The organism is Methylophilus sp. Q8, from assembly GCF_000800115.1.
In the GTDB taxonomy this organism is placed as follows: domain Bacteria; phylum Pseudomonadota; class Gammaproteobacteria; order Burkholderiales; family Methylophilaceae; genus Methylophilus.
In genome coordinates, this window is sequence record NZ_JUHE01000001.1 from 1,361,533 (window position 1) to 1,375,804 (window position 14,272).

At 50.3% G+C, this 14,272-nt stretch carries 14 protein-coding genes; 6 read left to right on the forward strand and 8 right to left on the reverse strand.

The window, feature by feature from the left end:
• Positions 1 to 31 precede the first annotated feature (31 nt).
• The 4 genes from GQ52_RS06645 to GQ52_RS06660 all read left to right on the forward strand — a co-directional run bounded on the left by GQ52_RS06645 (position 32) and on the right by GQ52_RS06660 (position 3,664).
• Positions 32 to 910 carry a quinoprotein dehydrogenase-associated putative ABC transporter substrate-binding protein gene (locus GQ52_RS06645; RefSeq protein ID WP_019883531.1) on the forward strand — a complete coding sequence of 293 codons (879 nt, stop codon included), beginning with the start codon at positions 32 to 34 and terminating at the stop codon, positions 908 to 910.
• A gap of 226 nt (positions 911 to 1,136) precedes the next feature.
• Positions 1,137 to 1,619: a cytochrome c gene (locus tag GQ52_RS06650; RefSeq protein WP_024930536.1), complete on the forward strand. Its 483-nt coding sequence runs from the start codon at positions 1,137 to 1,139 to the stop codon at positions 1,617 to 1,619.
• A 177-nt stretch (positions 1,620 to 1,796) separates the two neighbouring features.
• On the forward strand, positions 1,797 to 2,270 hold the full coding sequence (locus GQ52_RS06655; RefSeq protein ID WP_019883527.1) for a c-type cytochrome: 474 nt from the start codon (positions 1,797 to 1,799) through the stop codon (positions 2,268 to 2,270).
• Between the two features lie 68 nt (positions 2,271 to 2,338).
• Entirely contained in the window at positions 2,339 to 3,664 is a 1,326-nt protein-coding gene (locus tag GQ52_RS06660; protein WP_047516095.1) for an NAD(P)/FAD-dependent oxidoreductase, read from the forward strand.
• Positions 3,665 to 3,723: 59 nt separating this feature from the next.
• Here GQ52_RS06660 and lplT read toward each other — a convergent pair whose 3' ends face one another.
• The 8 genes from lplT to moaA form a co-directional block, all read right to left on the reverse strand.
• Entirely contained in the window at positions 3,724 to 4,890 is a 1,167-nt protein-coding gene (gene lplT, locus GQ52_RS06665; RefSeq protein ID WP_047516096.1) for a lysophospholipid transporter LplT, read from the reverse strand.
• Between the two features lie 20 nt (positions 4,891 to 4,910).
• Complete coding sequence (locus tag GQ52_RS06670; RefSeq protein WP_019883524.1) at positions 4,911 to 6,305, reverse strand: PhoH family protein; 1,395 nt, start codon at positions 6,303 to 6,305, stop codon at positions 4,911 to 4,913.
• A 12-nt stretch (positions 6,306 to 6,317) separates the two neighbouring features.
• On the reverse strand, positions 6,318 to 6,779 hold the full coding sequence (locus GQ52_RS06675) for a peroxiredoxin (protein ID WP_019883523.1): 462 nt from the start codon (positions 6,777 to 6,779) through the stop codon (positions 6,318 to 6,320).
• A 97-nt stretch (positions 6,780 to 6,876) separates the two neighbouring features.
• Positions 6,877 to 8,355 carry a HAMP domain-containing sensor histidine kinase gene (locus GQ52_RS06680; RefSeq protein ID WP_047516097.1) on the reverse strand — a complete coding sequence of 493 codons (1,479 nt, stop codon included), beginning with the start codon at positions 8,353 to 8,355 and terminating at the stop codon, positions 6,877 to 6,879.
• Positions 8,356 to 8,361: 6 nt separating this feature from the next.
• Positions 8,362 to 9,150, reverse strand: a complete 789-nt coding sequence (locus GQ52_RS06685; protein WP_047516100.1) for an energy transducer TonB — start codon at positions 9,148 to 9,150, stop codon at positions 8,362 to 8,364.
• Positions 9,151 to 9,238: 88 nt separating this feature from the next.
• A complete protein-coding gene (glp, locus tag GQ52_RS06690; RefSeq protein ID WP_047516103.1) occupies positions 9,239 to 10,504 on the reverse strand; it encodes a gephyrin-like molybdotransferase Glp in 1,266 nt (421 codons plus the stop codon).
• 11 nt (positions 10,505 to 10,515) lie between these two features.
• On the reverse strand, positions 10,516 to 11,085 hold the full coding sequence (gene mobA, locus GQ52_RS06695) for a molybdenum cofactor guanylyltransferase MobA (protein WP_047516106.1): 570 nt from the start codon (positions 11,083 to 11,085) through the stop codon (positions 10,516 to 10,518).
• Entirely contained in the window at positions 11,085 to 12,095 is a 1,011-nt protein-coding gene (moaA, locus tag GQ52_RS06700) for a GTP 3',8-cyclase MoaA (protein ID WP_047516109.1), read from the reverse strand. Before moaA ends, mobA begins: the two co-directional genes overlap by 1 nt.
• Before the next feature lie 129 nt (positions 12,096 to 12,224).
• Between moaA and GQ52_RS06705 the strand changes: the two genes are divergently transcribed.
• Entirely contained in the window at positions 12,225 to 12,704 is a 480-nt protein-coding gene (locus GQ52_RS06705) for a formate dehydrogenase subunit gamma (protein WP_047516111.1), read from the forward strand.
• Positions 12,697 to 14,262: an NADH-quinone oxidoreductase subunit NuoF gene (locus GQ52_RS06710; protein WP_047516113.1), complete on the forward strand. Its 1,566-nt coding sequence runs from the start codon at positions 12,697 to 12,699 to the stop codon at positions 14,260 to 14,262. Before GQ52_RS06705 ends, GQ52_RS06710 begins: the two co-directional genes overlap by 8 nt.
• Positions 14,263 to 14,272 lie beyond the last annotated feature (10 nt).

Below are 14,272 nucleotides of genomic sequence, written 5' to 3' on the forward strand. Positions count from 1 at the left end.
GGAAACAATCACAAAAAAGGATGAAGTCAAAATGAGAATTACATGGAATATTCTGGGTGCGTTTGCGATGATGTTTGCCACACAAAGTGTGGTGTTTGCTGAAGAGATTGACATCCCCTCTCTAAATCCGGACGAAGGCCGTATAGGTGAAGTGCGCCGTGTCGCGGATGAGTCCGAATTTAAAGTCTGCTCAGACCCGGACAATATGCCTTACTCCAATATCAAGCTGGAAGGCTTCGAAGACAAGATTGCCAAAGTACTGGCAGATGATCTCGGTAAAAAATTGACCTTTCAATATGCCTATAATCGCCAGGGCTTCTTGCGTAATACGATCAACGCCATGCGATGTGATGTGATTATCGGCATGACTTCTGATTTTGATGGTTTGAGAACATCCAAACCTTACTATCGCTCCGGCCATGTGTTCGTTTGGCGTAAAGACAGTAACTATGACATTAACAACTGGGATTCACCGGATTTGAAAAAAGGCATTATCGGCATTGTTGATAAAAGCCCGGCAACGATTCCTTTGAACGATTACGATTTGATGACCAATGCACGTCCTTATCGCTTGCAGCGTGATTTGAATTTGCCAACCAGCTTCATTATTGATGATCTGGTGAAAGGTGATATTGATGTTGCTGTGATGTGGGGCCCAATTGCTGGCTATTTTGCCAAGCATTCTAAAGTGCCTTTAGAAGTACGCCTGATTCCTGAATACAACAAGGTGAACCTTAAAGGTAAGGAATACTGGAATATTTCTGTGGCTGTGCGCATGAAAGATAAAGACCGCATCAAGATGATCAACGAAGCTCTGGAGCGCAACAAAGATAAGATCGATGCAATCCTGAAAGATTACGGTATTCCAACGGTGCCAGTGGTTGAAGGCGACAGTGTGTATAAAAAGTAACACACATAGTGAAAAAGTTTTAAAAACAGGCAGTTGCTAATGACAAGGTAAAAGAAACGCAGTAGAATCGTGGCCTTGTTTTGAGATGGCTAAGTGAAATATTCTGTAATTAATTTCGGAAATATTCGTCAACCGTTTCTGGAACGATTCGTTAAATGAGCATACGTTAATGTTGGTTGGGTCTTGATGTTAACGTCGCTCATTTTGTTTAGGATTAGGAGAAAACATGTTAGGCAACACATTTAAATCAGCATTGTTGATTTCCTTGATGGCATTTGCCACAGGTGCGATGGCTGATATCACTTTTTCAGCTACTCAAGACGGCTCAACCATCAGTATCGATAAAGCAATGTTTGATACAGACGCTTCAAAAGAGTTTTTAGCTACAGGTAAAAACCCTTACATCGGTAACGATGAAGCGATTAAAAAAGGCAAAAAGATTTTCAATCTGTACTCTTGCGTGGCCTGTCACGGTGGTAAAGGTGAAGGCGCAGTAGGTCCAGGCTTGATCGGTTCAAACTTCCGTTACGCGAAAAACGCAACGAACAAAGGTATGTTTGAAACTATCTGGCACGGTACTAACGGTGGTATGGGTGCTAAAGGCTTTGGCTTGATGGCTCCAGATGATGGTATCAAACCAGATGAAGTGCTGAAAGTGATTGCTTTCATTCGTAGCAATAGCAACGTAGGCATGACAGGTAACGAGTAATTCGTTACGAATAAAAACGGTCACTGAGGTGACCGTTTTTTGTTTTTGTGGCACAATAAATGCAGTCGGTTTGATTATAAAAAACAATTAAAAACCGTTTTATTTCAAAGAACATGGATCTTAGGAAAGATGGGGGTAATCATGAGAAGTATGCTTTTAACTACACTGCTCGCCGCAATGCTGGCAGCCTGTAATAACGGTGGTCAATCTGGTGCTGCAGCGGATGCTGGTGGTGACATCAAGGCGATTCAGTTTGTGGCAACACAAGATGGTCAGCCGCTGGCAATTGACGTGAAAATGTTTGATACACCAGCAGCAAAAGAGTTTTTGGCGACGGGTAAAAACCCTTACATCGGCAACGAAGAAGCGATTAAAGAGGGTAAAAAAAGATTTAACCTGTATTCTTGTGTAGCTTGCCACGGTGGGCATGGTGAAGGCGCAGTTGGTCCTGGTTTGATTGGTGAAAATTTCCGTTATTCCAAAAATGCAACCAACAAAGGAATGTTTGAAACGATTTGGCATGGTACCAATGGTGGTATGGGTGCTAAAGGTTTTGGTTTGATGGCGCCAGATGATGGTTTGAAACCGGATGATGTGTTGAAAGTTATCGCGTTTATTCGTAGTCATGCCAAAATTACTGGTAACGAATAACGGTATAATTAAGTTGTTGTGCGCGCTTGGCAGTACGGCAGGCGCGCTTTTTTATTGAAGGATAGAGCGTGACAGACGAAAATGATTTACACCATGTCATCATTGTAGGTGGCGGTGCAGGTGGCCTTGAGTTGGCGACCAAACTGGGTGACTCTCTGGGCAAGAAGAAAAAGGCCAGAATTACGCTGATTGATGCCACCAGAACCCATGTATGGAAACCATTGCTGCATGAAATTGCAGCGGGCAGCATGGACCCTGACCGTCATGAGTTGGAGTACCTGGCGCAGGCACACTGGCATCATTTTAAATTTCGTCTGGGCCGTATGGATGGCCTCAACCGTAGCACACGTGAAGTGTTGCTGGCGCCGGTGCATGATGAAGATGGTAATGAAATTATTGCGCGTCGTTCGTTCAAATACGATACCTTGATTATTGCCGTGGGTAGCACGACCAATGATTTCGGCATTAAGGGCGCGCGCGAGTTTTCAATGGCGCTGGACACACAAGCGCAAGCGCAGAAATTCCATCGCTATTTGCATAACGCTTTATTGCGTGCGCAAACCCAGCCTGAGGCATTAAAGCCTGGCCAACTGGAAGTGGCCATTGTTGGCGCGGGTGCGACAGGTGTTGAGTTGGCGGCAGAATTACATAATACAACGCGTGAGTTGGCCGCTTACGGCCTGGACAAAATTGATGCGGACCGTGACGTCAAAATTTCCTTGATCGAAGCCAGCGACCGTATCTTGCCTGCATTGCCGGCAAAGCTATCTTATGCGGTAGACGTAGAGTTGCGTAAGCTGCGTGTCAATGTGTTTACCGGTGAGCGCGTGACCGAGGTTTCTGAAAAAGGCATTACTACGCATAGTGGCCGCACCATTCCGGCAGAACTTGTGGTGTGGGCAGCTGGTATCAAGGCACCAGATTTCCTGAAAGATATCGATGGCCTGGAAACCAACCGGATTAACCAGTTGGTGGTCAATCAGCATCTGCAAAGCACGCGTGACGAGAACATTTTTGCTTTCGGTGACTGCGCAGCTTGTCCATGGTTAGGCCATGACACCACTGTGCCGCCACGTGCTCAGGCGGCGCACCAACAGTCTTCTTTACTGGTGAAAACAGTCAAGGCGCGCGTGGCTGGTAAAGCACAATTGCCTGAATTCCACTATACCGATTACGGTTCATTGGTGAACCTGGGTAAATACTCGACTGTTGGCAGCCTGATGGGCACCGTTGCAGGCGGCAGTATGTACATTCAGGGCCTGTTTGCGCGCGTGATGTATCGCTCTTTGTATAAGATGCATTTGATGGCATTACACGGTATTTTTGCCGTGATTGTGCATACCATCGGGCGTATTATTTCAAGACGTACTGAGCCGCATGTAAAACTGCACTAATGGCATGGCAATAAAAAAGGCGCTTCAGGCGCCTTTTTTATTGGGTAAACTCAATCTGCTTATTGCCGGATTTGTTTGCGATACACCAGGGTGATCAACGACATGCTGACGATGATAAACACGCCGAAAATAGCAACGATTGTGTTGATCTCCAGCTTTGCCCCCACCATCCAGGTGTAGGCGCCTAGCAATAGCAAAATGCCTATGTTCTCGTTAAAGTTTTGCACCGCTATTGAATGGCCTGCGCCAAGCAGATGATGCCCGCGATGTTGTAGCAACGAGTTAAGTGGCACCAGGAAATAACCAGAGAGCACGCCAATCACAAACAGCAGAATGCCGGCCAGGATAGGGCTGTGGATCACTATCATGCTGATGACCAAAATACCCATGTAAATGCCGGCAGGCAAGACTTTAACGGCATTTTCCAGCTCGACATAACGCGAAGCGATGATGGAGCCAACAGCAATGCCGACGGCCAGAATTGCAATCAAATAGGTGGCTTGCTGTTGTGAGAATCCGAGCCTGACATCAGCCCATTGCAACACCACAAATTGCAGTGTTGCGCCTGCGCCCCAAAACAGTGTTGTCACTGCCAGCGATACCTGGCCTTGCGGGTCTTTCCATAGGGTCACAAACGCATGCCAGAAGTCCTTGAGCAAAAAGCGCAATGTTTTTTGTGCCACTTTATGGTCGATGGGTACTTTAGGGATGTAATAGTTAAAGCCTGCGGCCAGCAAATACAGCAGCATGATGCAGGCAATGCCTATGTATGGATTGTTGATCGACAGCGTAGAGCCTAAAACCGGGCCGAGGATGATGGCAGTCACGGTTGTGCCTTCCATCCAGGCGTTGGCCTTGATCAGCAACTTCGACGGTAGCATCTCGGTCAGGATGCCGTATTTTGCTGGAGAGTAGGCCGCTGCGCCGACGCCGACCATGGCATAGGCATACAATGGTGGGACGCCGACCAGGGCCATTAAACAGCCGATAAACTTCAAGCCGTTACTCAAGAACATTACGCGGCCCTTAGGGAGTGCATCGGCAAACGGGCCGACAAACGGTGCCAGCACGATGTAGGAAATGACAAAGAACTCTCGTAGCAGCGGTTCATGCCAGCTCGGTGCGTTGAGCTGAGCCAGCAGCGCAATCGCTGCAAACAAGAGTGCATTATCAGCGATTGCCGATAAGAACTGGGCAATCAGTAAGGTATAAAAGCCTTTAACCATCACATTCAAGCAGACTACGTCTACAGGACCTCGGCTGCAAAATCTGCCAGGCGTGAGCGTTCGCCACGAACCAGCGTGATATGGCCATTATGTGACCAGTTTTTGAAACGATCGACCACGTAAGTCAGGCCAGAGCTACCTTCAGTCAGATAAGGCGTATCGATCTGGGCGATATTGCCTAGGCACACGACTTTAGTGCCAGGGCCTGCACGTGTAATCAAGGTTTTCATTTGTTTCGGCGTCAGGTTTTGCGCCTCGTCGATAATTAAAAATTTATTGAGGAAAGTACGGCCGCGCATGAAGTTCAACGATTTGATTTTAATGCGGGTGCGGATTAAGTCCTGGGTGGCAGCACGCCCCCATTCGCCCACATCCTCATCTGTTTTGTTCAATACATCAAGGTTGTCTTCCAGGGCGCCCATCCATGGCGCCATTTTCTCTTCTTCGGTGCCTGGCAAGAAGCCGATATCTTCCCCCACCGGCACGGTGACGCGGGTCATGATGATCTCGGAATAGCGTTTTTTATCCAATGTTTGCGTCAGTGCCGCCGCCAGGGTCAACAGGGTTTTGCCGGTACCGGCCTGGCCTAGCAGCGTGACAAAATCTATGTCAGGATCCATCAGCAAGTTCAAGGCGAAGTTTTGTTCACGATTGCGTGCCGTAATGCCCCAGACACTGTGTTTAGGGTTGGCGTGGTCATGCACCACTTCGAGCACGGCTGAATTGTCTTCAATTTTACGCACAATGGCATGGAACGGTTTGTGGTACTCATAAAACAAAAACTCGTTGATTAGCAGTGACTTGACGATAGGGCCGCTGATTTTATAAAACATGCGGCCGGCTTCTTGCCAGGAGTGCATATCTTTGCTGTGGGCTTCCCAGAAGTCTTCCGGTAATTCGCGCAGGCCGGTATACAGCATGTCGCTGTCTTCCAGTACTTTATCGTTAAAGTAATCTTCAGCCGGCACGCCCATGGCGCGGGCTTTAATGCGGATATTGATATCCTTGCTGACCAGGATGACATTGCGTTTGGAAAACTGCTTTTTCAGGGACAGGGCGACGCTGATGATCTGGTTATCTGCCTTGCTGCCTGCCAGGCCTGGCAGGTCAGTCGGCACATGCTCCATCTGGAAGAACAGCTTGCCGGTCAGGTGGCGATTACCCTGAATACCCAGTGGGCAGCCTTCTTCCAGTTTGTCAGTGTCTATGCTGCCGATGATTTCTTCCAGAAAACGGCTGGCCTGACGGGCGTTACGGGCGACTTCAGTCAGTCCCTTCTTGTTATTGTCTAGTTCCTCCAATGTCACCATTGGCAAATAGACATCGTGCTCTTCAAATCTGAATAGCGACGACGGGTCGTGCATCAGAACGTTGGTATCAAGAACAAACAACTTGGTGTGTGCAGCACGGGCCATAGAAAATCACTTTTATGAGTGGGAAGACTGAATACTGGCGTATACCTCGGCGGCATGACCATCCACTTTGACACCACGCCATTCGCGCACAATGATGCCTTGTGGGTTGACCAGAAATGTACTGCGTTCAATGCCTCGTACCTGTTTGCCGTACATGTTCTTCATTTTAATCACGTTGAATGCCTGACAGGCGATTTCTTCGCTGTCAGAAATCAGCTCAAACGGAAACGTGTACTTGGCTTTGAAATTTTCGTGTGATTTCAGGCTGTCGCGTGAAATGCCAAAGACCACGGCATTGGCTGCAGCAAACTGCTCATGCATATCGCGAAACTGCATGCCCTGCGTAGTACAGCCGGGCGTGGCATCTTTGGGGTAAAAATAGAGAACGAGAAACTTACCCAAATAGTCTTTGCTATTAAATTGGAGGCCAGAAGTGGCCGGTAAGATGAGTTCTGGAACAGGTGAATTCAACATAGTAGTCATGACAATCACTTAATCACATTGTTGATAAAAATACAAAATTAAGCAAGCACAAAACGAAAATTCTCATGTCAGCCGCAGGTCTAGTCCGTTATTGCGGTAACGTGATGGTAATGTGCGTGCCTTGGCCAGGCTCGCTGTCAAAGGCCATGGCACCGCCCAGCTCCTCGCATACCTTGAACGCAAATGGAATGCCCAGGCCGGTGCCAAAACGTTTGGTGGTCGGGCCCGGCGTCAGCGCATGGGGCTCCGGCTTGAATGGCATGCCCGGCCCCTGGTCGATAATGGTGATGGTGAGCAGGTTATTAGCCAATCTGCACGTTAACTGTATTTCTGTGCCTCGCGGTGAAGCCTCTGAAGCATTTAGAAGCAGGTTGTACAGCATTTGTTCCAGTAAATGTTCGTCTGTGAGCACCAGGCGTTTGATCGTTGTGCTGTTTTCAATGACCCTAATCTGCTTTTCATTGAGTTTTGGCTGCAAGGTGGTGATGGCACCCTGCACAATAGAGGAAAGCAGCAACTGGTTGAGCATGGGTTTGATCGGGTGCAGGTAAGACAGCAGGCTGCCTGTCCAGCGCTCCAGCCTGTCCACCGTATGGATAATGCCTTGAATCGACTCCAGCGTGTCTTTATCCAGCAAGGGGTCATCAATGACTTGTGCGGTCGCACGTATGCTGGCCAGCGGATTGCGGATGTTATGCGCCAGCATGGGCACCAGCAGGCCAAGTGCTGCCTGTTTTTCGCTTTTAACCAGTGCGTCACGACTGGCCGCCAGATCTTCGGCCATTTTATTAATTTCTCTCGACAGCACCGCCAGTTCCTCTGCACCGGCCTCCGGTACCTGATGGCTCAGGTTGCCGGTACTGATGGCATTGGTGGCTTGCATGATGTCGTTAATTGGCCGGACGATGGAGTTTTTCAGAATCCGGCGTGAATACACAATCAGGATGCAGGCCAGTAGCAGTGGTAATGAGAGCACCGCAATCGAGTTGCTTCTGGCCTCGTCCAGGCGTTGCTTGATTTCTCCCTGTTTCACAAACAGCAAGTTTTCGGCACGCTTGGAAACCTCTTCATAGTGTCTGAAAATGCCGGTTTCAATATCCTGGTAAATGGACTTTTGCGCTTTGCGATCAGGGTTATTCTGATAACGATAAAACAAGGCCGGTGCTTCATTGACCAGGTTGCGGTATTTCAGTTCTATGTCCATCAGCGCATCGCGCTCTTCCTGATCGATGGCGACATTTTGCAGGCGCTCCAGGTGATCCAGGATGGAGGTAGTGTATTGGTTGTATTCATGTAATGCATTCTCTTCCTGCAAGAAAAATGCATCAAATAACTCTTTGGTTTGACGATACAGGTCGCCGCGCACCAGGTAGATTTCCTGAATGACAAAGTTAATGCGTTGCGATTGCTTGGAGGCTTTGTCCCACAGATAAATACCGTAGCCGCCGCTGGCAACTGCCAACACGATCAGTGCAATAAAGTACAGGTCATGAAACAGCAGTAAGTGCCTGAGTGGCTTGTCGTGGGCTCTGGCTGAGGTGCCTAAGGACGTGCGTTTGAAAAACATGGCCGCTTAACTTGCCAGCTTGAAGCTGACCGGCACATTGGTTGATTTCAGCCTGCCGCGCAATAAATCGTTAAACAGCGACTTTAACTGCGACTTCTTGATGGTGGCAATGGCAGCTTCATCGATGGCCTTGTTGCCGCTAGACTCCACCACTTCAATGCTAGTCACGTTGCCATGGTCGTCAAAGGTAATGTGCAGGTTGGTCACCCCTTCAATACCGCGCTCCAGCGCAATTCTTGGATAGCGCAGGTTCTTTTGAATTTCACGTTGCGCAGCCTCTTTAAACGCATTGCGCGCAGCCTCAATATCGCCTTCGCTCGGCCCACTGGCTTTGACCGCCTCAGGTGCCGGTGCAGGCGGCGCTGGAGGCGCCACCATCTCAGACTTTGCTTCGCTAACAGTTGGTTTGGCTGTAATCACTGCCGGGGCTGGGGACTCAACGACCTGGCGCGGTGTCTCTGTGGGAGGCTCCGGGGTTGGGGATGGTTTTTGCGGCGCGACTGGTTTTTGTTCCACCGGCTTGTGCTCAACCGGTTTGGGCTCGCTCTTTACCGATTGTGGCTTGGGTGGTTCAGGTTTTACGGGGGTAGGCTCCGGCTCGGCGACTGGCAGCGCTGGTGCAGGTGGCTGCTCTTTCACCAACTCAATGCGGATTTCCTGCTTTTTGGGCGGTGGCAGGTCATAGTCTGGCTTGGGCATGGTAAACATGATCGCGGCATGGATAAGCAGTGAAGCAATCAAGCACCACTCTAATACATGACTGAACTGTTTAGACTCTTTTAACACGGCTTGCACGCCAACACCCTTATGATTAACCCCCGCTGCGACCCGACACTATAAGCTATTTTTTATGATTCATGCCAGCTTGTGTGGGTCGGGCGGCTTAGCGAATGCCGCTGAAAGGTTGCACCTCAACCAGCGTGCCTGCTGCCAGTGTGCTGGTTTTGTCATCCAGCACAATAAAGCAATTGGCCTGGCTCATGCTGCTCAAAATCCCCGAGCCTTGCTCACCGGTGGTTTTAACCTTCCAGTCTTCGCCTGCTTTAAATAAGATGCCACGCTGGAACTCGGTACGGCCGGGCGCTTTTTTAATCGCGCTGACACACTCGACCTTGAATGAGGGCTGGCTAAAGGTGTTCGAACCCATCAGGTTTTTGAGGGCTGCTTGTACAAACTGGTAAAAGGTCACCATGGTAGACACTGGATTGCCGGGTAAGCCAAAGTAATGTGATTGGCCGATTTTGCCGTAGGCCAGTGGGCGGCCCGGTTTCATATTGATTTTCCAGAATAATACCTGGCCGTGTTTTGCCAGCAATTGCTTCATAAAGTCAGCTTCGCCTACCGATACGCCGCCACTGGTAATCACCACATCATGTTCGGCAGCCGCTTGTAGCAATGTTTTTTCCAATGCATCTGGGTCATCGGCGACATTGCCCAGGTCATGCACGTCTACCCCTAGTGCTTGCAACATGCCCCATACGCTATAACGATTACTGTCGTAAATCTGGCCCGCCTGTAGTGGCTGACCGACACTGACCAGCTCATCGCCGGTGCTGAAAAAAGCCACTTTCAAGCGGCGGTACACCTGGACTTCTGCAATGCCCAGCGAGGCCAGTAGCCCCATATCGGCCGGTTGTATTTGATGGCCGCGCGCCAGCACGGTTTGACCAATCGTGATGTCTTCCCCTGTCAGGCGAATATTGGCACCTTGGGCCGGGATTTTGAGCACTGTGACCATCTCACTTTCAGTGGTGGTGTGCTCTTGCATGACGACGGTATCCACGCCAGATGGAATCACCGCACCTGTCATGATTTTGACGCAGCCGCCTGCGGCTAACTCACCGGTAAATGGATTACCTGCAAATGCGGTGCCCACGATTTTTAGTGGTTGCGTCGCCTCTGCATGGCGGAACGCAAAGCCGTCCATGGCCGAATTGTCATGGCCAGGCACATTGAGGCCAGATGTCACAGACGTTGATAGCGTGCGCCCCAGCGCTTGCTTGATGCTAATGGTTTCACTGTCTTGCACGGGCGATAAAAATTGCTGGATATACTGGCGTGCTTGCGTCACAGACATGGCATTAGGGTCATAGTCATCTGCGCAGGAAGGATTGCTGGCCAGTTGTTGCAAAAGGGCTTGGTTAGTCATGATGGCTAAGGCTAAGAGGGGTGGTGGTTGATGTTAGTAAACGCTTGCTCATCTTCAAAGCTCACGAATACATGGGGATGCTGGGCTTGCCAGGCACTCACTTTGCGCTGGCCTTGTTGCAGAAAAGCATCGAGGTCGACGCTCAATTGGCGTGGCATCAGGCAAAACACTGGGTGCGTGCCACTGGCGCTGCGCGCAATGGCCAGCAGGGCGTGGGTGTGATTAATTGCCGAGGCCTCGCTGATGGCGCGACGCAGTCGACTGACTAAATCCAGCGGCAACAGTGGTGAGTCGCAGGGGACGCTGAGTATCCAATCTGTCGTGGCATGATGCATGCCTGCTTGCATGCCTGCCAGTGGGCCATCAAACTGATTGTTGGCATCGGTGACCACCGGGACGCCAAATTCCTGGTACTGCTCTACATGGCGGTTGGCATTGATGATGACATGATCCACCTGCGGCTGTATGCGTTCCAGCACGTGTGCGACCAAGGGCTTGTCTTGATAATTCACCAGGCCTTTATCGGCACCGCCCATGCGCGTGCCGCGCCCGCCGGCCAGAATGACTGCGGTAATTTGCATTAACCACCCGTATGCGACATAAAGCGCACGACCGCAGGGGCTGCCCGCCGTAAATCGAAATCGTGCCCTTGAGGCTTGATACGCATACCATGCAAAATGGCATCAACCAAAGGTTGGTCGTTGTCAGGATGCGCGCGCAGTAACGGCAGCAAATTGACTTGATGGTCTTGGCCCAGGCATAGGAACAACTCACCCTGGCAGGTAATGCGCACGCGGTTGCAACTCTCGCAAAAATTGTGGCTATGCGGTGAGATAAAGCCAATCTTTGTTGGTTGGCCATTGACTTGCCAATAACGTGCAGGGCCGCCTGTCCTGTGGGTGCTCGGCGTGAGTGAGAACTTACTTTTTAGCAGGGAAAGCGTCTCGGTGTTGCTGACGCAACTTTGTTCGCGATCATGCGCCACTGCCCCTAGTGGCATTTCTTCAATAAAGCTGATATCGACCTGTTTTTCAATCGCAAAGTTGACCAGGGCTTCGGCTTCATCGTCGTTGATGCCACGCATCAGCACGGTGTTGATTTTGATATTGTCAAAGCCTGCAGACCTGGCTGCGTCCAGTCCGGTGAGCACTTTTGATAATTCGCCCACACGGGTGATGGTTTTAAAACGGTCTGCCTGCAGGCTATCGATGGAGATATTGATGCGTTTGACGCCAGCGGTTTTCAGCGCCGTGGCATATTTATCCAGCTGGCTGCCATTGGTGGTGAGTACACACTCATCCAGGCCGGGCAAATGACCAATTTCCTCAAACAGCCACATGGCATTTTTGCGTACCAGCGGTTCACCACCGGTGATGCGAACTTTACGCACGCCCATACGGACAAACAGTTTAACGAGGCGTGCACATTCTTCGAGTGATAACACAGCATCGCGTGGCAGAAACGTCATGTCTTCTGCCATGCAGTATTGGCAACGGAAATCACAACGATCGGTGATCGACAGGCGGATATAGTCCACCCGCCGACCAAACTGGTCGATCAATTGTGTAGGAATGGTGGCCGTTGTTTGCATGACTATATTAAGGTCTAAAGTAATTCGTATTTTATGCCCTTTTTAGGCTTTCACAAGGCATAAATAGAGGATATGATTCGAGGGTGATAGAATGTAACTAAATTGTAACCAGTTAAATGTGAGGTCGGTTTGGATAACACATTAAGCCACGAGCAACACGCGCAGATACAGGCGCATATTCAAGCACACCAGCATGTGCCGGGTGGGCTGATGCCTTTGTTGCATGCGATTCAGGACGATATTGGCTATGTGCCGGAAGCCGTATATCCGGAAATTGCCAAAGCGCTGGCCCTGTCTGTGGCCGAAGTCCACGGTGTCGTCAGTTTTTATCATCATTTCCGTACCCATCCCATCGGCAAGCACGTGCTGCAAGTGTGTTGTGCCGAGTCCTGTCAGTCTATGGGGTCTGCCAAGCTGGAAGCCGAGCTAAAAGCGAAACTAGGTGTGGATTATCACCAAACCACGGCTGACGGTAATCTCACTTTGTTGCCAGTGTATTGCCTGGGTAACTGTGGCTGTTCACCGGCAGTGATGCTGGATGATGAAGTGTATGGTCGCATGAGTGCCGACAAGGTCACCGCATTGATTAGCGAGGTGTGCCATGGTTAAGGTATATGTGCCCATAGACTCCACCGCACTTTCCCTGGGCGCCGAGCGTACGGCTAAAAAAATCATGCAAGAAGCGCAGTCACGGGGTGTCGAGATGACATTAGTGCGCAACGGTTCACGTGGCTTGTTTTGGTTAGAGCCACTGGTGGAAGTTGAAACCGCGCAAGGCCGCGTCGCCTTTGGTCCGGTGCAGCCCTCAGACGTGGCTGGCTTGTTTAATGCAGAGTTTACCAATGCACTCGCTGACAAAGCCAAAGCGCATCCTTTATATTTAGGGTTGACCGATGAACTGGCCTGGCTGAAAAAACAGCAACGTTTAACCTTCGCCCGCGTGGGCATTACCGATCCGCTTTCGCTGGAAGATTACCTGGCGCATGATGGTTACAAAGGCCTCAAAAATGCCCTGGCCATGTCAGGTGCCGATATTGTTAAAGCAGTCACCGACTCTGGTTTGCGAGGTCGTGGTGGTGCGGCTTTCCCCACCGGCATCAAGTGGAATACCGTACTCAATGCCCCGGCAGAGCAGAAATATGTTGTTTGTAACGCTGACGAAGGCGACTCGGGCACCTATTCTGACCGGATGATCATGGAAGATGATCCTTTTGTGCTCATTGAGGGCATGACCATTGCCGCGATTGCAGTGGGGGCTACCCAAGGTTATATCTATTTGCGCAGCGAATATCCGCATGCGCTGAAAACACTGAATGAGGCCATCCGTAAAGCGAATTTAGCGGGCTACCTGGGCGAAAATATTCTGGGCTCGGGCCATACTTTTCATCTCGAAGTGCGTCGTGCCGCGGGTGCCTATGTCTGCGGCGAAGAAACCTCCTTGTTGGAAAGCCTGGAAGGCAAGCGTGGCCTGGTCAGATTTAAACCACCATTACCTGCGATTGAAGGCTTGTTTGGCAAGCCGACCATTGTTAATAATGTGATTTCACTGGCGACCGTGCCAATTATTCTGGATAAAGGCGCGCAATATTATGCCGATTACGGCATGGGCCGTTCACGTGGTACTTTGCCTATTCAACTGGCCGGCAATTTAAAACAAACCGGTCTGGTCGAGCTGGCGTTTGGTGCCACTTTACGTGAGCTATTGTATGACTATGGTGGCGGTTCTGCCTCGGGTCGGCCTATTCGCGCCGTACAGGTAGGTGGCCCATTGGGGGCTTATTTGCCGGAGAGCCAGTTTGATACGCCGCTGGATTATGAAGCGTTTACCAAGATTTGGGCCGTGCTGGGCCATGGCGGTATTGTGGCGTTTGATGACAGTGTCGATATGGCCAACATGGCACGTTATGCCTTTGAGTTTTGTGCCATTGAAAGTTGCGGCAAATGTACGCCGTGCCGTATAGGCTCTACGCGCGGCGTAGAGGTGATGGACAAAATTGTGCTGGGCAAGAACCACCCGCAAAATGTGCAGTTACTGCGTGACTTGTCCGACACCATGCTGAATGGTTCCTTGTGTGCATTGGGGGGCATGACGCCTTACCCGGTGTTGAGCGCCCTGAATCATTTCCCTGAAGACTTTGGTCTAAGCAATAAAGAAGCTGCTGCCTAAGGGCGGCGAA